Below are 19,141 nucleotides of genomic sequence, written 5' to 3'. Positions count from 1 at the left end.
CGCAAAATTGCATGCTACTCATGACCCGCTCGATGCAAGGATCAGGGTGCCGAGCACCCCAAGATCGCGGGCGGCCTGGTATTCCGTCCGCTTTCGTTCGTCGTAGGTGTCGACCTGATCGACCCGCGCGTCGTAAAGATCGCGTCCAGTGGTCAGCACGTCGATCAGCTCTCGCTGTCCGGCCACGAACTGATCCTCGTAGTTCGCAAGGACGCGGGTGGCCTGTTCCAGCTGGGTGACGCGCGACTGCTCTGCGGTCCGCAGCGTCGCGATGTGGCGAAGCGCCGTCTGGGCGGTATTGGTCATCTGCCGCTCGATGCCGCGCAGCGAGGATTCCGCCGCAGCCGCGTCCGAGCGGGCCACCTGAACGGCCCGCCCGCCAAGGCCGCCGGCGTTCAGGTCGACCCCCGCCGACAGTCCCAGCGCCGTGCTGGTGCGCCCGCCGTTCAGGTCGGTCCGCCCCTGCGCCTGCAACTGGATCGTCGGCAGGCGCGCGGCCTTCGCCCGGTCGACATTGGCAAAGGCCTCTGCCGCGCGGGCGCGCCCGGCGATGTAGTCCGGCGCGATGCGCACGGCGGACTGGATCTTGGCCGCATTGCCGTAACGCCGCGCGTAGTCCAGCGAGGGCGGCGCCTGCACAGCCGACAGCTTGCGCCCGGTCAGAAAGGCGATCTGCGAAAGGCTCATGTCGCGATCCGCCATCAGGCTGTTCAGCTGATCCTGCGCGCGGGCCACTTCCAGTCGCGCCCGGGCGACCTCGCCATTGTCGCCAAGACCGGCACGGGCGCGGCCCTCGGCCTGGGTGGACAGGCGGTCGGCGAACCCCATGTATTCGCGGGTAAGCGCGATCTTGCGCTCGGCGATCTCGACGTCGAGGAACGCCTCGGAGACCAGCAGGGTCAGGTCTTCCACCGACATCTTCAGATCGGAAACCGCCTGCACCCGGGCCTGCGTCGCGGCCTTGATCTCGCTTCGGATCAGGCCCCAGTCATAGAGCACCTGCGACACCGTCAGCGAGATGCCGGGTCCGTTGGCATCCGTGGTGCTGGTATCGCTGGAGAGGCTGACCTTGGGGTAATAGCCGTCGCGCGCCTGCTTGATCCCCAGCGTCCGGCTGGCGACCTGCTGGCGCAGCGCGGTCACATTGGGGTCGAGTTCCGTCGCCAGCCGCGCCGCGTCCTTCAGGGCCAACTGCGCGAGGGCCGGCGCCGCCAGCACCCCAAGGGCAAGGGCAGACACCGCGGCCAGCCGGGCGCACCGCGTGACCAGCAAGGCTGCGATCGGTTTGCTGGGGCTCTTCGTCATGTCTCACCTTCGGCAGTCAGGGGAAGCAGCAGGTCCGGTGCGTCCAGCCCTTCGGGCGACAACTCGGTGGCCTCTGCGAAAAACGGGGCAGACGGACCGTCCGTCTGCGGGGGATCAAGGGGGGCGCCGGCACTTTGGCCGCCGTCCTGGTCGGCCTCGTCCTGCATGGTGCTGGCAAGGATATCGCCCAGGGCACGCGCGACCTCGTCCTCGGCCTCTGGCGCGCCAAGCAGGGCGTCGATGTCCTGCTGCAGCGCGTCGGCATCGGCGGCGGCCTGATCGGCGGCCGGCAGGGCCGCCTGGCTTGCCCGGTCGTCGTCGTCCCCCTCGTCGTCCTGCACGTCCGTAAAGAGGTTCATCGAGCCATAGCCCGCGGCCAGCCCGGCCCCGGCGCTGAGCATGGTCGAGCCGCCGCCAAAGGAAGCTGCATCGCCGTCGGCCTCGCCGGTTTCACCCGATGCGGCAGCAGTGCGGCCCGGCCCGTCGTCGCCCCCGGCAGCCCCGGGGGCGCTGCCTGCGTCCAGCGCCGACGCCATGTCGCCGCCCATGTCGTCCAGCGAAGGCTCCGGTGCCGTCAGGCCTGTCACCATCGGCTCGCCCCGGGCGTCCAGCAGGCGGCTGTAGTCGCCCTCGGGGTCGATGACAAAGAAGTTCCCGATCTTCAGGGTCTGACCGTCAGACAGCTGCACCGCCAGATCGCGGCCCGTCTTCTCGTGACCCACGACCTCGGGGCCGGTCGCCGGGAGGGCGATATCTGACGCACGATTCAGCGCGATCCCGGCCTCCACAACCAGTGATTGCGCCTGATCCCGCCCCACGCCACGCACGGACAGCTCTGTTGCCATTCAACCACTCCCCAAGAAACGGGACGTCCCACGTTATTCTTGGTCCAAACCTCTGCAAACAAACGACCACATACAATTCGAACGCGCCAGCAGGACGAAGAGAACACAGGTGTTCACGGGCGCCCTGGGTTCGGATTATATCCTGAAACTCGCCTTACAGGAGAATACACCCAATAGATGCATATTACCTGCATTTATGTGGGTCAACCAAAGACACCCCCAAAAGACTTATCCGGTTTCGTCGTCCGCACCACCCAGACCGCCCAGCAATCCGCTTCCGGTATCGAACAGCGACGAAAGTACGCCATCGATCTCGGCCTCGCCCAGAAGGCCGCCATCGCCGGTGTCGACCGCTGCGGCGGGGTCGTCGGACTCTGCATCGCCTCCGATCAGCAGGTCGAAGATGCCCGGCCCGCTGTTGGTGACATCACCGTCGACAGAGCTGCCAAGGATCTGCGTCAGCAAGCTGTCGATCTCGTCATCCGGAACGGCGTCATCGGCCAGCAAGCCCTGCTCGATCAGGGAACCGCCCATGTCGGCAAGCCCGCCAAGACCCGCGGTCAGATCGTCGACATCCTCCACCGGGTCGAGCGGAACATCGATCCCGAAGACATCGTCGTCGCCGACAAGGGCGGCAATGAGGTCCTCGCCGCCGCCGGAGGCAAGCAGCGTATCGACGAAGTCATCCACGCCCGGATCATCACCCAGATCGTCGCCCGGCCCCGTGTCCGCCGCTTCGCCAAGGGTCGGCGCGCTGTCCGGCGCTGCCTCCACAAGGCCTTCGGTCCCGGCAGCGGTCGCCAGCGGCTCATCAGCGCCCAGCCCCCCGTCCGCCGCACCGCCGTCTCCGGCCAGCGTATCGCCAGCGAAGGCCGAGACGAGGCCCCCTTCGGGCGCGTCATCCAGCGCGGTACCGCTGTCCGCTTCGGCTACGATTTCGGCTTCGGCAGGGTCATCGCTTTTCGCAAAGGCGCCGAAGAGCGACCCCAGCAGCCCGCCTTCACCGATCACCGGGTCGAGCACCGAGCCCAGAAGCCCGCCGCCCCCGAACAGCCCGCCCAGCAGACCGTCGTCGCCCAATACCGCGTCGACAACGCCGCCCTCGCCGGTGACCGTGTCGAGCACCGTGTCCACAAGACCGTCGTCGCCGAACAGCCCGCCCAGCAGACCATCGTCGCCCAGCACCGCATCGACAACGCCGCCCTCGCCGGTCACCGTGTCGAGCACCGTGTCCACAAGACCGTCGTCACCGAACAGCCCGCCCAGCAGACCGTCGTCGCCCAGCACCGCGTCCACAACGCCGCCCTCGCCGGTGACCGTGTCGAGCACCGTGTCCACAAGACCGTCGTCGCCGACAACGCCGCCCAGCAGACCGTCGTCCCCGGTCACCGTGTCGACAACCGAACCCACAAGGCCGTCGTCGCCGGTAATGCCACCCAGCAGGCCGTCGTCGCCCAGCACAGCGTCGATCGGCGTTTCGGGCACGGCGCCCAAGGGCGCGTCGTCATCCGCGACGGGATCCGCCGAGCCACCGCCCCCCAGCACGCCGCCGAGCAGCCCGCCCAGAAGCCCGCCCTCACCGGTCACCGTATCGAGGACCGAACCCACAAGGCCGTCTTCTCCGACAATGCCACCCAGCAGGCCGTCGTCGCCCAGCACCGCATCGACAACGCCGCCCTCGCCGGTGACCGTGTCGAGCACCGTGTCCACAAGTCCGTCGTCGCCGACAACGCCGCCCAGCAGACCGTCGTCGCCCAGCACAGCGTCGACAACGCCGCCCTCGCCGGTGACCGTATCGAGCACCGTGTCCACGAGGCCATCTTCGCCGACGATGCCACCCAGCAGACCGTCGTCGCCCAGCACAGCGTCAACAACGCCACCCTCGCCGGTCACCGTGTCGAGGACCGAGTCCACGAGACCGTCTTCCCCGACGATGCCGTCCAGAAGACCGTCTTCGCCGATCACCGTGTCCAAAACCGAGTCCACGAGGCCGTCGTCGCCAACGATGCCATCCAGAAGACCGTCTTCGCCGACCACCGTGTCCAGGACCGAGTCCACGAGGCCGTCTTCCCCGACGATGCTGTCCAGCAGGCCGTCTTCGCCGATCACCGTGTCCAGAACCGAGTCCACGAGGCCGTCGTCGCCGACGATGCCATCCAGAAGACCGTCTTCCCCGACCACCGTGTCCAGGACCGAGTCCACGAGGCCGTCGTCGCCGACGATGCCGTCCAGCAGACCGTCTTCCCCGACAACCGTGTCCAGGACCGAGTCCACAAGCCCGTCTTCGCCGACAATGCCATCCAGAAGACCGTCTTCGCCGACCACCGTGTCCAGGACCGAGTCCACGAGCCCGTCTTCGCCGACGATGCCATCCAGAAGACCGTCTTCGCCGACCACCGTGTCCAGGACCGAGTCCACAAGCCCGTCTTCGCCAACGATGCCGTCCAGAAGACCGTCTTCGCCGACAACCGTGTCCAAAACCGAGTCCACGAGCCCGTCGTCGCCGACGATGCCATCCAGCAGACCGTCTTCGCCGACCACCGTGTCCAGGACCGAGTCCACGAGCCCGTCTTCGCCGACGATGCCGTCCAGCAGGCCGCCCCCGTCAGTATCCGCATCGGCGGGCTCATCCCCTCCGGATGCGTTGGCCGGCTTATCGGTCGAAGGCGCGGGCCCGTCCTCGGGCAGCGGAGACGGAGCAATGGCGGGTTGATCGCTGTCGGATTCCGCCGGTTCCAATGGCTTGACGATGCCGACCTCGGGTCGCGCCTCGACAACCGCTTTCGGGGCGGTGGATGTGGGAGCCGCGTCAATCGCATCGGCAGTCGCGGCCCTTGCCACCTCTACCGTCGTCGGCTCATCCTCGCTGTCGGGATCCGCAAAGGGGAACGGCCCTGCGCCGACATCGATCTCTACCGCCGCCTGCGACTCGGGGCCTGCCAGATCTTCCGCCCCCGGCACCTCGACCGGCGGCGCCGCGTTCAATCCGGTCTCGTCCGTGGGCCCGGTCTCAGCGGACTCCATCGGCGCCCTGCTTGTATCGGGTGCCCGCTTTCCGCCGGCGTCGCCGGACATCCGGCCCGGCGCCTCCTTGGGCGGCAGAGCGGCCTGAAGCGATGTCTGGCCCTCTGCCGTGGCGTTCTGGGTCGCAAGCCCCATGCCGATGACGCCAGAGATCGCGGCAATACCGGCCTGACCAAAGTCAGCCCGCGCGGATACCGTCGCATCGCGCTCGCGCGCGACGTAGACGTGCTCCTGCGGCCCCTCGACCGTCAGCGGCCTGCTGCCCGAACCACTCTTTCCCCTGCGAGCCCCCAATCGGGTGTTCCTTTCACTCAGGTCATTCGCCGCGTCACGGCCAAGCCGGCTCGATTCCCGATGGGAGATCGAACATTCTTTCGTTTGTATAGCTTTCGGCTACCCGCCTGTCCACATTCTTTGGTATGTAAGCACCCCGTGCGAGCTTCGGGGCTTTTACACTTCACAGCCAAAAGACGGCAACGCCCGGCAATCAAAGGTTGAATCGCCCCACCGCCCTGAACGCGCGGGTCCCGCTCCGCGCCCCCGCCGGTCGGTCCGCCGAAACGGGGCGCGGCATCGCCATCGCCCCCGACCCGCCCCGGGACCACCCCGGACCCGGCCCAGCCCGGGCCGTTCACCCCAAGCAGGCCGGTCGGCGGAAACACCTCTTCACGCGCCGCTTGAGACATCGAGACGAAACACCGGCCGGTCGCCCGGAAAGCCACCGCCGCGCAGCCTTTGAGCGCTGCGACGGGCTGCCCGTCGGATGTGGCTTCGGATCCGTCAGCCGAAAGCGGCGACACGCACGCCTTGGTCGCGGCCCTGCCGGGGTCGACAAGCGCCATGGACGCAGGACACCCGCCCCGAGCCGGACGCGTCTTCAGCGTCGCTTTCCCTGTGATGCTGGCACCATGCAATTGACTGACAGTCCTGGCCAAATCCGATCTGACCAAGGCGCACCTGCGTCATGGTGCGGGCCTGCTCATGACGCCCGGGTACCACGCCGGACCCCCAAGAGGAATCCCCCACGGCACCTGTGCCACACTGCCGGAGGACGGACCGGCCCCGCAGAGACCCTGAACATGCCGCCCGGCAGTTTCCCGCGTGGACAGGCAACAGGCGGGCGGGAAGGCCCACAGGTCTTGGGACCGAACAATCAAGCCAGGGAATTGCCCGCAATTCTGGCGGAGGCTCAGTCCGCCCGACCACACCTGCACACAACAGCAGACTTCAGAAAAAACATTAATTATCGAATATTTACGTTATGATCTCGATCTTTTTACTTGCAGACACCCTCAAACCTCCACTTACAATCGCCTATCGTTAGGTGGGATCGTGCCTAAGATTGCTAAAGAGATGAGCGCGCTGGAAGTGAAGCGACTGACGGGCGTGGGCAAGCACGCTGTCGGCGGCGTCACAGGGCTCTGTTTGAACATCAATCGCAATGCTGCCAAGTCGTGGATCCTCCGTACGACGATAGATGGCAAGCGCAAAGAGATCGGGATGGGTTCCTATCCTACCGTGCCCCTCTCGACCGCGCGGGATGAAGCCCGTCGACTTCTCGCTGACGTGCGCTCTGGCTCCGATCCCGTGGTAGAGCGAAAGCGTTCGCGCCAACAGGCAACGAAGAACGCCGTCACTTTCGCAATCGCATTCGAAACTTTCTTCGCTGACAAACGCGAGGCCGAGTTCAGCAACGACAAGCACGCCAAGCAGTGGCGTTCTACACTCGAAGCCTATGCCTATCCGGTCATTGGCGACAAGCCTGTGTCGCAGATCATGTTGGATGATATACTGAAGGTCCTGAAACCGATTTGGCAGACCAAGACAGAGACAGCCGCCAGGCTGCGTGGTCGTATGGAGAACGTTCTGGCTTGGGCGACGGTTTCAGGCCTGCGAGAAGGCGAGAACCCCGCGCGCTGGCGAGGAAACCTTGATCAAGTTCTACCTTCTCCGAACAAGGTCAAGAAGCAGGCCCATCGTCCCGCCCTTCAGCTAGACGACGTAGCGCGGTGGTTCGCGTTGCTTCAGGCTCGTGAAGGTATCGCGGCTCTGGCAATGCAATTTCTTTTCTTGAACGCTGCACGCTCTCAAGAGATCCGCATGGCGACCTGGGCCGAGATCGACCAAACCACCTGCATCTGGACCGTACCTGCCGAGCACATGAAGATGAAGCGCACGCACCGCGTCCCGCTGTCTGACGCTGCGATGGCTGTGCTTGCGGCAGCGCCTCGACTCGCGGGAGCGGACCTTATCTTTCCTGGAATGAACAACCGTCCAATGTCGGACATGACCCTGTCCGCGGTCATGCGCAGGATCAACGAGTCCGAAAGCGCGGCTGGCAGGACAGCTTTCGTCGACTCCGTCAGTGGACGGCCCTTAGTGCCGCATGGATTGAGGTCCACGTTTCGCGATTGGGCCGCTGAGCGCACCGAGTACCCATCGGACATGGCCGAACTAGCGCTTGCCCATGATGTCGGTACTGCAGTCGAACAGGCGTATCGTCGAAGTGACATGGTCGAACGGCGTCGGCAGATGATGCGCGATTGGGCGCAATTTGTGCTGCAGTGAGCCTCTCGCCCCTACCCCTGATCAGTGCACAAGCAATGGAACGAGTGCGGCGCCTGCAAAAGCGACACGGTAACGAACGACAGTCGCCCAAGCGAAGCCGCGGTGTGCTCCAGGCAGAACTCTGCATGACACGTCAAGGGCGTCGCGAGCAGAGTATCATCAACTCCGAGGGCGAATGCAGATACCGGCCGCCATCGGATCTATCTTACCGAGAGAAATCCGCTTTAGCGCCCAAAGAGTTTCCCGCTTGCGAGGCGACCTGCTTGCCAGATGCCGGACGCACCTCGCGAAAGTTCCTGCGATACCGAACTGCCCGCTTGGGTCCCCGTCATGCGCCGGCGGTTGCGCTGCGTGGCCAAGGCGTCTGATGCGCCGTTCAAGATCGCGGCTCTCAACTGGTCATGGTTCCAGACGCTTCCTTCGGACACCAGCGGGATCGCCTCCCGACAGGATAGATCAGCGCAGATGGCGCTGCTGGCGGCGGCGACGGTCGTCTGCGCCTCGTTCGTCAGGTGATGTTCGGGAAAAGGCCAGTCCGGCAACAATTGGTCCACCGCGTTCGCGGCGATGGTCATGGGCGGCACCCGCCGCAACGGGCGGGCAGCGAAGGCCGTCTCGATCATTCGGAGCAACTCGACATCCGGTGCGCGTGCGGGGCGGTCAGCGCGGACAATCCAGAGGATGTGGTCGCATTCGAGAACCTGTGCGAGCAATGCTTGAGCCACTTGGTCACTGCCGTCGATTCCCTGGCTGTCGATCACCGAATATGCCAGTCCGTCAATGTCGAACACATGTCGGGTCAGACCCGGTGTGGTCGGTGCCATGTCGGTCTCGGCGATCGTGCTTTCAGCGAGCTGGTTGATTACCGTGGATTTTCCCGCCGACACTTGGCCGATGACAAGCAAACGGATTGGCTCGTCCGGCTGGGCGAGGATGCGCTTGTCGAGAACGGCCGAGCCAAGCTCGATCTTGAGCAATTCCTCGTCCGTGAAACGCATGTGACCGGAGTGCAAATCCACCGCGGCGCGCGCGACTTCTTCCAGAATGACCTGCTGAACGATGACAACGCTGAAATTCCTAATCTCGCCGCCATCGGCCCCACTGGTCACGATCCCTTGGATCTCCTGTATGATGGCGGCAGGCGGGTTGGTGACCAGACGCTTCGCACGCCAAGCCCATCCGGCTGCAGTGGCGCCGCGTTGGGCCCATGCCTTATTCTGCCACATCCAGAGGAGAGTCTTGAGGCTGATGCGGTCGGAGAACGGAACCATGTCATGCAGGTTTCGCCGCATGCGGATCATCACGCGATCCGCCAACAACAGCGCTTCGGGGATCGAGAAGTCCAAGGCCCCCTTTTCGCCAGCTGACAGGTGCTTGGCGGCCTCCTCGACCAGATCAAAGGCAACTTGGCGAAGGTTCGACCATGGAACCGGTTCCCGAGCGATGCCCGCGCACAGGCTCTTAAATGCCGCCAGCTCCCGCTCGGTCCAGTCCGGATTCGGAGCGACGATTGGCTCATGATCGGCATCGCCGGGCGCAGTACTCCATCGCCTCCACAATCGGCGGAGCAGCATAAGTGCCAGCCTAAGGAGAAGAGTCAGGCCAAGCGTGATTCCGACGAAAGGCAAAAGCCAGTCATGCTCTGCCAGCCAAAGCACACCGAGTACGACCAGCGCTAGCCACGGCAGGGCGTAGATCACAACTGCGAGAACGGCAGGGCTGCGCGTAATGCGTTTGAGTACGACATTAGCCTTTGGCATGGGCGGCATCCTTCACCTCGGCCTGCGAGAAGGCGGCACGGTAGCGATCCCGAAGCGCCTGCCCATCGACCTTGCGGCCCGCTTTGGTATGATACATCCAGTAGGCGGCCGCGCGGCCCACGGCATAGGTCGAGGCAAAGCCGTATCCTGCGGTCAGCACCGGAACGGCCGTCTGGCCTACGACCGGGATGGCTCCGGCGAGGCTACGGCCCAGAACGCCGACCAGTGCGCCTCCGACAACGCCCGTCCCAAGCGTAGAGACGAAAGCAATCAGACGGTCACGATCCCAGGGCAGGCCATAACTGTTTGCCAGCGCAGTGACCAAGGCGAGTTGCAGGGCTGGGGCTGTCGCCGCCCCTACAAGGGGCACGGCACCAGAGGCGGTCGCCATACCCGCATAGCGCAGAATGGTGCCTCGATTGGCCAGAAAGGCCGCCTCCTCCGCGTCGCTCGCCCTGTTCCGGTCCATCAGCATCGCGACGGAAGGCAGGGTCGTGGACAGAGCTTCTTTCAGCCCCTCCAGATCGGCTTTCGAGGGTATCGACAGGTCCAGTTCGAGCCACGGCAGGTCCCGCTTCGCCGACTTCTCGAGGAGCGACTGGTTTGCCGTCTTGATCCTTCTGCGTTCGGCCGGGTCGGCAACCTTGTCTGCCGCGGTGTGCAGGACGACGACGTTCAGGTCGGGCCTCTTTCGGATCACTTTCGCAAGCGCGTCCGCGACAGTGCCCTGGACCGGATCGTCGAGGCGCGACACCACGAGTATCATCTGCGAAGCGTCCCCGTTCGCTGCAAGATCTTGCTCTGGACGATAGCCTGCTTCGCCTAGCCCGCGCGTATCCAGGAAGCGCAGGACGGGATCCTCCGCCGGGAAGTCGTAGGTATCCGCCGTCCGGGTGCAGGAGACAAAGCCATTTCCGATCTCGGCCGCGCTTTTTCCGGTCATTGCCTGTACCAGCGAAGACTTGCCGGCACCTGTCTTTCCCAGCAGCCACAGAACCGGGACGGAATGGTCGAGCGGGGAAGGACTTTGCGAATGCGCCTTGCCGTGTCCCATCAGCGCCGACGCTCCGCTGGAGACAGTGGACCATAGATATGAAGGCGCGGCAGTGACGCTGCCCAGCGCCGAACGGGCGGTTTTGGACCATCCGCCCGTTGCCCTTTGAAGAATCTGGTCTGTCCGCGTGATGGCAGCGAGTTCCGCATCATGAAGGACGCCATCCGCCGATGCGATCTCGGTCAGAAAGGCCAGAAGCTCTGCCTTGAGTGCTTCGAGGCTACAGTCGGGGTTGTCCCGATTATAGGCGGCCAGCGCCTCGGCAATCTCGTCGATGTTGCGGCCTTCGGCGCTGCGCTCGATGACGGGCAAAGCGGCGGCGATGTAGGCCGGATCAAGGCCCCACTCCGCAATGAAGTAGTCGGTGATCGCCGCCCGCTCGGAGTCATCGACCGCTTCTGCCTCCAAGGCCACACGTACGGCCAATGATCCCATCATGTCGAACAGAGCCGCCCCGAGCACGTCGATGGGCGTGTTGATGAAGGTCGGCACCTTCTGGACGCGCGAGCCTTCGTAGTTGCGGAATAGGCTTAGAACCCCGTAGCACGCGGCACCGCTTGCAACGGCTGCCCCGACCACCCAGCCAACAGGTGTCACCGCCGCACCGATGCCAAGAGCGGCGAGCCATCCACCGCCGAAGAACGTTCCCGCCACGGCGGACGAGCTCGCCGCCAGCCCTCCGGCCGTTGCAGCGGTGCCAACCTGCCAGAGGCTGCCAACCATGCGCGCGGCCTGCAGCGACGCAAAGGCATCCTCTCCGATCGCAAGCTTTGCCTTGAACTTCAGCGGTTCGGCGACCACCCGCGTGACGCCCTCGAAATGACTGGCCTGATCGTGGACAACGGTTGCCAAGGTTTACGCTTTCACGGCGGCGAGTTGCGCCTGAAGCGCCTCAACCCTCGTCGACCAAGCTGAGGACCGGAGGTCCGACAAGGCGCCCATCGTCACACCCGTCGCCAGCATGATCGGACCGGCAAACGCAGCAAGCAGCGGTCCGACCAAAGGCAGGGTCCCGACAATCAGGGTGACGATGAAGGCGACTACCACGCCGAACAGGGTGCCTGGGAATGTCGTCACGATGTCCAGCGCGACAGACAGAATCTTGCGCCCGATGGCGACAACCGTCGAACCGACGGTCCATGTCACCTTTGCCAAGTCTCTGAGGACCGCTTTGAAATCGGCCGATGCATCAAGTTGATCTATGTGGGCCGTCAGCTTCCGAAGGGGAAGAGACAGGTTCAGTTCCTTCACGATACCTGCATTTCCCGGATTAAGCGGATGTGTTGGCGACATGAATAGATCCTTCCCTGTGCGTCGTATGGTCTAATAGGTGGCAGCATCAGCCGCCAAGAAGAATGTCCTGCCTCTGAATAAAACAGTTTTTTGTTGCCAGGATAGCGCTTTGCCGCGCGCAGAGATTGCCAATCGTTGGGTGTGACTTCTCGATCTTGGTCCAGCGCATGAAACGGGTCCCGTGGGGTCCGACTTATGTCCGGTCTGTGTCACCCCGCCTTGCATGAAGCTGAAAAATCCCCCTGGCGGGAGCAGACACTCACAAAAACGCATATGCTGCCGGACGCATCGGAGGTATTGTCGATTTCCGCAAAGCCCATCGAATGCTGCCGTGCGGGGCAAAACTTCCCTTCTCTGACTTCCAAGGGAATCTGGCAGCAAGGCCCAAGCCTCGCTGGGAGACAAGGCAATCGCGGCTTGGTCATGATGCCAACGTCATGCCAGACAAAACTGCGCCGCAATTCACACGTGCGTCGGTCGCGCAAAAGATGAAACACTCGCTTGCACGTTCTGAATGAGATCCTGGCAAACATCGTCTCGCCGTTGCTTGCAGCTTTTTAAATCACTTTCGCGGTTTTTTGGACAGAGGTGGTCCAAAAGGGAAAAGTACCCTTATTTCATTGGCCCTGACCCTTCCTTCTGGTCCCGGATGTAAGGGTTTGCGGGCGTAAGGTAAGGGTCCGATGCTTCCGAGGTAAGGGTGCATGTAAGGGTCGAGGGAAGGGTCACGTAAGGGTTTCAGCACCTGAGGTAAGGGTTCGTACCGCCTCGGCGGCGCCGGGCCTGAATTGGTTCAAGAGAGATGACGGGTGTGCTGCTCAAGTGGACGGCAGACATTCTCGGGCGTGGAACTGAATGAGAGCTTAGATTGCAAAGAAAGTACCCGACCGATTGGGGGCGCCTGCCTAAGGTCGGGGTTCCGAGGTAAGACACGTGCATAACGACGCCGCTATGCGCATGTTTTATTCGGAGGAGCCATGCTGGGCGGGGAACGGCGCACCGCCTACGCAGGCAATGACGCCACCGGCGGGTGATCCCCGCGTGGGCGGGGAACAGGCTTCTTTGTTTCCCTGCTGGACCCAGTTTTCCGGGTGATCCCCGCGTGGGCGGGGAACAGCCGATCAGCGGCACGTCATGCACCAGCCGGATCGGGTGATCCCCGCGTGGGCGGGGAACAGGCGCTGAACGCTCCAGGTTCACGCCACGCCATCGGGTGATCCCCGCGTGGGCGGGGAACAGGCGCCGGTACTGAAACGAGGGCGCGCATGAACCGGGTGATCCCCGCGTGGGCGGGGAACAGCCCTTCCCACCACGGGTCATCTCGCCCCATGTCGGGTGATCCCCGCGTGGGCGGGGAACAGGAACGGAATAGCTGCGCGCCGAACACCGACAGCGGGTGATCCCCGCGTGGGCGGGGAACAGATTCGGGACGTGGCTGTAACCGGCGGCTGCGGCGGGTGATCCCCGCGTGGGCGGGGAACAGTCCACCGCAACATCCGCCCGGATCATCTCGCCCGGGTGATCCCCGCGTGGGCGGGGAACAGTCCACCGCAACATCCGCCCGGATCATCTCGCCCGGGTGATCCCCGCGTGGGCGGGGAACAGTCTTGCTGGAAGTAACTGATTCCACTTCGTAATCTGAATGTCAAAAAGCGTACCAGCCTTTGGGCCGGTGATTTGCAATGCTAGCGGCCCTGTGGGAGAAACCGGATGAGTTGCAACCCCTCGAAGTCCTCTGGCATCCTGCGGTTCCGGCCGGTGGTGAGAAAGTCGAAGCCCTGATCGTTCGGGGTATGCCAGACCATAACCGCATCACCCTCTTCAGTGCCACCCAAGACCTGATCCCAGATCATCTCGCGGGTTCGCGCGGAGTAGTCTCCGACATAGACCCCGGCCCGGATTTCCAGAAGCCAGGCCGCCAGCCGCCCGCGCAGACGTGGCGGTGCTCGACTAACCACGATGACCATCATCGCCATGGCCGATCTCCTCTTCAAAGGCAGGCCCCACGGCATCTGCGGGCGGGTCCGGACGGCGCAGCTCTCCCGCCATAAGGACCTCTTCAATTTGCGGTATGATCTTTGCCAGCAGTCCGCTCTTGCGAAAGGCATCGCGGCAAGCAAGGCGAACGGCGCGGTCCGGCGCCATATCGAGTTTGCCCAGAGCAGCTTGCCCGGCTATCCGGAACGCCTCTGGCACGACGGTGTCGAGCTTCCACAGGTCGGCAATGTCATAGACGAAGCTCAGGGGTTTGCCCGTGTGCAAAAAACCGATGGCGGGCGCATAGCCAGCGGCCAGAACAGCGGCTTCGGTCAGCCCGTGCAGACAGGCGGTGGCCGCGGAAAGGCATCGGTTGGGGGTGTCGCCCGCCTCCCAGTCCTTTGGGTCGTACTTTCGACGTTTCCATGCCACCCCATATTTCTGTGCCAGGAGGGCATAGGTCTCGCGGACACGCACGCCTTCGATACCACGCAACTGGTCGATAGAACGGCGCTCGGGGGCTGGCTGGCCAAAGCGGATCTCGAACATGCGGCGCACGATTTTCAGCCGCGCATTGTCATCCAGCGCCAGCCGAGCTTGCCAAAGCAATTTGTCTGAGCGCGCGCCTCCGGGCTGGCCAGCAGAGTAGAGGCGCACACCACCTTCGCCAACCCATGTGATCAAGGTGCCGGTGCGCGCGGCGAGGGCGATTGCCGCGTGGCTGATGCGCGCGCCCGGTTCCAGCATAAGACCGGCGAGGCCTCCCACCGGGATCTGGGTGACCGTGCCATCGGCATTGACCGCGCAAAACGCACCGTCGCGCACGTCAAGCTGCGCGCGTTCGACGAAGACGAGCTGCGCCCGGTCCTTGAGCGGGATCGGACGCGGTGGAGGCAGGCCCGGTATGGATGACATATTAGGCGCGCCGGATCAGCATGAGGCCGCAACCAAAGCTCTTTGCGCGACCAAAGCCTTGCTGCAGTTTTTGTGTAAAGGCGTCGGGCTCGGCGATCGTCAGCTGCCCCGTCAGGTCGAGAATGCCGAACCGCGGCGCGCCTTGGCGCTTGCCACGATAGCCTGGCAGCGTGAAGGCCGTGTATTCCTGAACCCGCACCTCGTCCGGCGTGAACCCGGCGCGCGCGCCTTGCGCCTGCATCCAGTCCAGCGCCGCCTGATTGGCTATGTCCATGCGACGGGCGTTGCGCTGTTCTTTCGGTATGTCATGCAGCAGGTGCATGACGACATCAACGCGTCTGCGTTTATCTCCACGCAGATCGCGCGTGGCGTTGACCCGCAACAGGAAGGATAAGCGGTCCCCGGCTCGAAGATCCGGGGCATGTTCGCGGATCTCAGCAGGTTCGAAAAACGGGCTGTCCTGTGGCGGACGCGCGGACTGAACCAGAAAGTTCCCATGGCCGCCGTCTCGCCACAGGAAATCGCGGGTTGCCTCCGGATCGCCCGCAAAGGCGGACCAGATTAAGCGGTGATGAGCATCCAGTTTGTCGCCTGCCGTTTCGGGGTCGAGCAGGGCATTCAGAGCCGCGATCTGCGGGGAACGCGACAGTCGCAACCATGACAGGTACATCATGATGTCACCTCAGAGGTCTGAATATCCGGATGGGCAATGGCGTAGCGTCGCGACCCGAAGTGCCAAAGCGGACGATTGAGCGCGCGATCATGGCGCGTCTCGATGCGCGCAGGAGCGCCAAGTTCGGTGCCTTCATCAGCGGCGATCTTTGACATCGAGCGCGGGCCGATCCACGGGGGCAGGCGTAGATGCGCCAAGGCGTGCGATGGGGTCTTGGCCCCGACCTGTTGTGGATCGAACGGCGCTGAAAGCGGGCAGGCCTTACGACCCAGGAACGTTTGAAAAACCGGGCGCCGAAGCGCGGCTTCCAGTTGTGACAGGTCACCGTTCCAGAGTGCCACACCGAACACGCAATCAGTGCGGTAGTCACGACTTGTCAGTGTCGTGTTGACCTTGCGTCCGGCGTCCCGCAATGCCTGAGGGCGGGACTGCGGTTGTTTGATGGCCGCAGAGGGCACTGTCTGCACCGTATGGTAGTCTCGCAGCGGCGTGGTGAGAGCGAAGCTGGCAACCGCGACCCCCAATCCATCGAGATCCTCGAAAGACTCGTTGCGCCGCCGCCCCAAGGCTGCCCCCAGCGTGCCAATCACTGCAGATCGGCCCGGGAGGTCGAGGCTACCGCGCCGGTCATGACCGCCGAACTCGCCCATTGCACCGATCGTGGCAATCAACTGAAAAACCAGGAAATCAGGCATGGGTTGGCTGGGTCACTGCATCCGCCGCAAAAGCGGCGATCGCTTCCAGAGTCCCGGTGCCCCGCGCGACGTCCATCACCAAAACATCATCGAAATTGGAGCCGTAAGCCCGGTCAATCTTGTCCGCCATTTCCGTCAACGCATCGATGCTCGCGCGTTCATCGGCTACCACCGCACTGTGAAAGGCACCCGACAGGTCGCGCGGTTGTTGGGCCCCACGTTCGACCCGAATGAACCCGGCGCGCGGATGGTGGGCGTGGCTGTTTTGCTTTCCCTTCGGCGTGGCCGTGGACAGAGCCCGCGCCAGAGAGGCAATACCTCGGGCCGCCAAAACGCGATCGCCGCACAGGTTCTCAATCAAGAGATCCACGTTCACGCAGGCGTAAATGTAATAGACGCCGGAGCCAAAGCCGTGTTCGCCGATATGACCGGCGCCGGCATCCTCTTCGCGCGTCTTCAGATCGTCCACTGCTGAAAACCAATCGTCCTGCACCTGCGCGCGGTGGGTAGTAAAGGCGTGGGCGACCTGCACTGCCGCATCCCGGTTGTATTCTGGGCTGTCCGCCAGCATACGGCCGAACATCGCGATATCGACCGCGCCATCTGCACGACGCAGCACGGCTTTGCGCAGGTCTTTCTCCTTTGGCAGCGCTTCTCCCGCGACGGCTCGGGCCGCTAGATTACGCGCAAGGGCCCACTCCTCGGGTGAGATGAAGGCCAGCGTGGTCGCATTGGTCGATGCCTTCTCAAGTTTTGAAAAAGCCGTGCCGATATCGGTTGCAATCTGGTCTGCCTGCTCGTCGCCCACACCTTGCGCGATCAACTCGGCCTTCAGTTCGGTCGCCAACCTGCGCGTCCGCGTGCCGGTGTGGCCAGCCAGGTCCTGGGCGAAAAAACTGCTTTCTCGCACCGCTCGTTTGAGCGATTGCGAGGAAATCCGCAGGCGTGGCGCGCCGCCGATCAACGCCTGCTTCGGGCGGCCTTGATCGTCGCGGTTGGGATTGGACAACGGGTACGTGGTCAAAAGATGAAACTGAACGAAGGTCGTCATAGAGCGATATCCTTGGAATGGTTGGCCTCGGTGGGGGCCTCGGCGCCGTAGTAGTCAAAGCACCAGCGTGTGCGCATCTTGTCGTTCCAGAACAGCAGCGACTCGCCCAGATGAGCAACATTGGCTGCGTGACCGACCATTGGCAGCGCCCGGCGGATGGCTGTTTCCAGATCATCTTCGCCGGACTGGATCAGCCGCTCGAACCGGAGGGGGGACAAGGCTTTCGGATCACCTACCCCAAGGCGCTTCGGCAGGTTCGCCGGCACATGCTCGCGGATATTTGCAAGGCTGCGTGCCAAACGTGCGATACGCGGCCCGTCGCGCAACCCAAGCCGCCCGGCCAGAGCATGTACTGGCAGCTGGCACAGGACACTGACGTCGTCGCCCCGGCTCAGCCGGGCCGAGAGGCCCTTTTGTGAACCGGTTGCCCGTGCTCCCAGTTCTGATGACCACCACGCCAGAATGACCTGGCCGGGGCGGAGTTGGGCTTCGCTCATACCTCGACCTCCTGCTTGGTAGATTTTCGGGACACGGGTGGTTGCAGGCCCGCTGCCGTCCACAGTTTCTGTCCCGCCTTGCTGCGCCCCAGTACCAAAGCCTGCAAGTGCCGATGGGCCGCGACGATGGCACCTGCTTTCTTGATAGAATTGTCCACCATCCCGGGCAAAGCGTGTGCCTGGAATTGCCTAAGCGCCTGTGCGCCAATCGCGCGGACGAAGCGGTGCGATATTGCTGCTGCGTCGTGCCCCTCTATGGCAAGCCCCGACAGCGCGGCTGAAAAATCGCCCTCGGTCGCGGACCAGAGCTGGTCCAGTTCGGCCTCCCGCGCGCTGCCTTCTGCCAGCAAGATCTGCAGATGTTGCCGCAGGCCGCTGGCGACCAGGCTGGCGGCTTCGATCAGTTGTGCGGCACGGGTCTGCGCATCCGTGTCCAGCGGCAAGAGCGGCAGTTCGGCCCAAAGAAAATCCTTTGGCTTCATGTTGTCCATGGCCCAGCCAGCAGCGATCATCCTGTGGGCCTGATTTTCGAAGCGGTTGAAGCAGTTGCGAATGCACGCGGCACGCAGCCGCAGCCCCCCTTCTTCCTGAGAGGGGTCAGACAGGATGATCCCCGCCCAGTTGCGATAGGGCAAGCGCCCACCCGAAGGGTGCCGGGGCAGCAGCTCCGCGCCGGCCTTTATCCGATAATATGGTGTCGTGGGATGCGTCCAAAGGGCGTAATTCGTGCCGTACGGACGCTGGATCACCCCTTCTACGACATCGTCACCGACAAGATGGAGACGCCGTGGCATTCCGAAGAACGCCTCGACCGAGTGAGCATGTTCAGGGTGAACCGCCTGGGCTGTTTCAGAGGTTCGAGTCGGACGCATCCACGGCAGATCGTGAACGCTGGCGGCAGAGCCATAGGGCACATTTGCCCAGACCAGATCCCAAAGTCCGGTGCCCGGGTCGATCAGCGTCACCAGAGGGCCGCCACCACGCATCGAGGTTCGATTGCCTGCTCCGCCTGCCGGCGCGAATTGCTGAAACGCATAGAGCGCCATTGCTGCCAGCGGCAGTTCCAGCACGTCATAGCGGTTGCGGTGAACCATCACGTCCGCGTTGTTCTTGATCGTATTTCCACCAGATGAATCGATGAACAGCATGTCCGGCGGGTTCGGCGCGCCCGGAAGCGGCTCAATATCCTGCAAAAAGCGCGGTCCGTCGCCCATCAACTCGAAGGCTGACGCGAAGGCGCTCAGTCGATCTTTCAGTGCGGCTTGGCCCGGTCGATTGCGCGCCCAGTCTCGCAAATCGGATGGCGGCGCGACCATAAAGACCATTCCAATCAGAAACTCGTAGCAGGCGAGATTCAAATCTGCACGGGGCCAATCTGGAGCGGAAATCTGTGGATCGGCCACTTCGTGAGGGGCAATCAAAGCACGGGTTCCGTCTATACGACGAACCGGGATCCAACGGTCCAAAATCAAATTCAAAGACAC

14 protein-coding genes and 1 CRISPR repeat array are annotated in these 19,141 nt (G+C 63.6%); of the genes, 1 reads left to right on the top strand and 13 read right to left on the bottom strand.

Features of this window, described 5'->3' with window-relative positions; all coding sequences use genetic code 11:
* Positions 1–18: 18 nt before the first annotated feature.
* From ACN5KJ_RS12925 to ACN5KJ_RS12915, 3 genes are all read right to left on the bottom strand, one after another.
* Entirely contained in the window at positions 19–1,305 is a 1,287-nt protein-coding gene (locus ACN5KJ_RS12925) for a TolC family protein (protein ID WP_347165319.1), read from the bottom strand.
* Entirely contained in the window at positions 1,302–2,150 is an 849-nt protein-coding gene (locus tag ACN5KJ_RS12920; protein WP_418594443.1) for a hypothetical protein, read from the bottom strand. The genes ACN5KJ_RS12925 and ACN5KJ_RS12920 overlap by 4 nt, the downstream gene beginning before the upstream one ends.
* Positions 2,151–2,378: 228 nt before the next feature.
* Entirely contained in the window at positions 2,379–5,468 is a 3,090-nt protein-coding gene (locus ACN5KJ_RS12915) for a hypothetical protein (protein ID WP_418594441.1), read from the bottom strand.
* A gap of 1,059 nt (positions 5,469–6,527) precedes the next feature.
* On the opposite strand from ACN5KJ_RS12915, the gene ACN5KJ_RS12910 reads away from it, so the two are divergent.
* The gene (locus tag ACN5KJ_RS12910) at positions 6,528–7,742 is read left to right on the top strand and encodes a tyrosine-type recombinase/integrase (protein WP_418594439.1); all 1,215 of its coding nucleotides are present in this window, start codon (positions 6,528–6,530) and stop codon (positions 7,740–7,742) included.
* 224 nt (positions 7,743–7,966) lie between these two features.
* Here the strand turns inward: ACN5KJ_RS12910 and ACN5KJ_RS12905 are convergent, their stop codons facing one another.
* The 10 genes from ACN5KJ_RS12905 to casA form a co-directional block, all read right to left on the bottom strand.
* Complete coding sequence (locus ACN5KJ_RS12905; RefSeq protein ID WP_418594437.1) at positions 7,967–9,502, bottom strand: GTPase; 1,536 nt, start codon at positions 9,500–9,502, stop codon at positions 7,967–7,969.
* The gene (locus tag ACN5KJ_RS12900; RefSeq protein ID WP_418594435.1) at positions 9,489–11,408 is read right to left on the bottom strand and encodes a TerB family tellurite resistance protein; all 1,920 of its coding nucleotides are present in this window, start codon (positions 11,406–11,408) and stop codon (positions 9,489–9,491) included. The genes ACN5KJ_RS12905 and ACN5KJ_RS12900 overlap by 14 nt, the downstream gene beginning before the upstream one ends.
* Positions 11,409–11,411: 3 nt before the next feature.
* Positions 11,412–11,807 (bottom strand): hypothetical protein, encoded by a 396-nt coding sequence (locus ACN5KJ_RS12895; protein ID WP_418594433.1) that lies wholly within the window; start codon positions 11,805–11,807, stop codon positions 11,412–11,414.
* A 1,069-nt stretch (positions 11,808–12,876) separates the two neighbouring features.
* A CRISPR array of direct repeats spans positions 12,877–13,454; the repeat unit is 29 nt; unit sequence CGGGTGATCCCCGCGTGGGCGGGGAACAG.
* Positions 13,455–13,534: 80 nt separating this feature from the next.
* Positions 13,535–13,825 carry a type I-E CRISPR-associated endoribonuclease Cas2e gene (cas2e, locus tag ACN5KJ_RS12890; RefSeq protein WP_418594431.1) on the bottom strand — a complete coding sequence of 97 codons (291 nt, stop codon included), beginning with the start codon at positions 13,823–13,825 and terminating at the stop codon, positions 13,535–13,537.
* Complete coding sequence (cas1e, locus tag ACN5KJ_RS12885; protein WP_418594429.1) at positions 13,800–14,741, bottom strand: type I-E CRISPR-associated endonuclease Cas1e; 942 nt, start codon at positions 14,739–14,741, stop codon at positions 13,800–13,802. The genes cas2e and cas1e overlap by 26 nt, the downstream gene beginning before the upstream one ends.
* 1 nt (position 14,742) lies before the next feature.
* Complete coding sequence (gene cas6e, locus ACN5KJ_RS12880) at positions 14,743–15,414, bottom strand: type I-E CRISPR-associated protein Cas6/Cse3/CasE (protein WP_418594427.1); 672 nt, start codon at positions 15,412–15,414, stop codon at positions 14,743–14,745.
* Complete coding sequence (gene cas5e / locus ACN5KJ_RS12875) at positions 15,411–16,109, bottom strand: type I-E CRISPR-associated protein Cas5/CasD (protein ID WP_418594425.1); 699 nt, start codon at positions 16,107–16,109, stop codon at positions 15,411–15,413. Before cas5e ends, cas6e begins: the two co-directional genes overlap by 4 nt.
* On the bottom strand, positions 16,102–17,160 hold the full coding sequence (gene cas7e, locus ACN5KJ_RS12870) for a type I-E CRISPR-associated protein Cas7/Cse4/CasC (protein WP_418594423.1): 1,059 nt from the start codon (positions 17,158–17,160) through the stop codon (positions 16,102–16,104). Before cas7e ends, cas5e begins: the two co-directional genes overlap by 8 nt.
* Positions 17,157–17,657 carry a type I-E CRISPR-associated protein Cse2/CasB gene (gene casB / locus ACN5KJ_RS12865; protein WP_418594421.1) on the bottom strand — a complete coding sequence of 167 codons (501 nt, stop codon included), beginning with the start codon at positions 17,655–17,657 and terminating at the stop codon, positions 17,157–17,159. The genes cas7e and casB overlap by 4 nt, the downstream gene beginning before the upstream one ends.
* Complete coding sequence (casA, locus tag ACN5KJ_RS12860; protein WP_418594419.1) at positions 17,654–19,123, bottom strand: type I-E CRISPR-associated protein Cse1/CasA; 1,470 nt, start codon at positions 19,121–19,123, stop codon at positions 17,654–17,656. Before casA ends, casB begins: the two co-directional genes overlap by 4 nt.
* Positions 19,124–19,141 lie beyond the last annotated feature (18 nt).

The sequence above is a fragment of the Ponticoccus sp. (in: a-proteobacteria) genome, assembly GCF_048381735.1.
The sequence above is the reverse complement of the archived record's forward strand: the minus strand, read 5'-3'. Positions and strand labels throughout refer to the sequence as shown.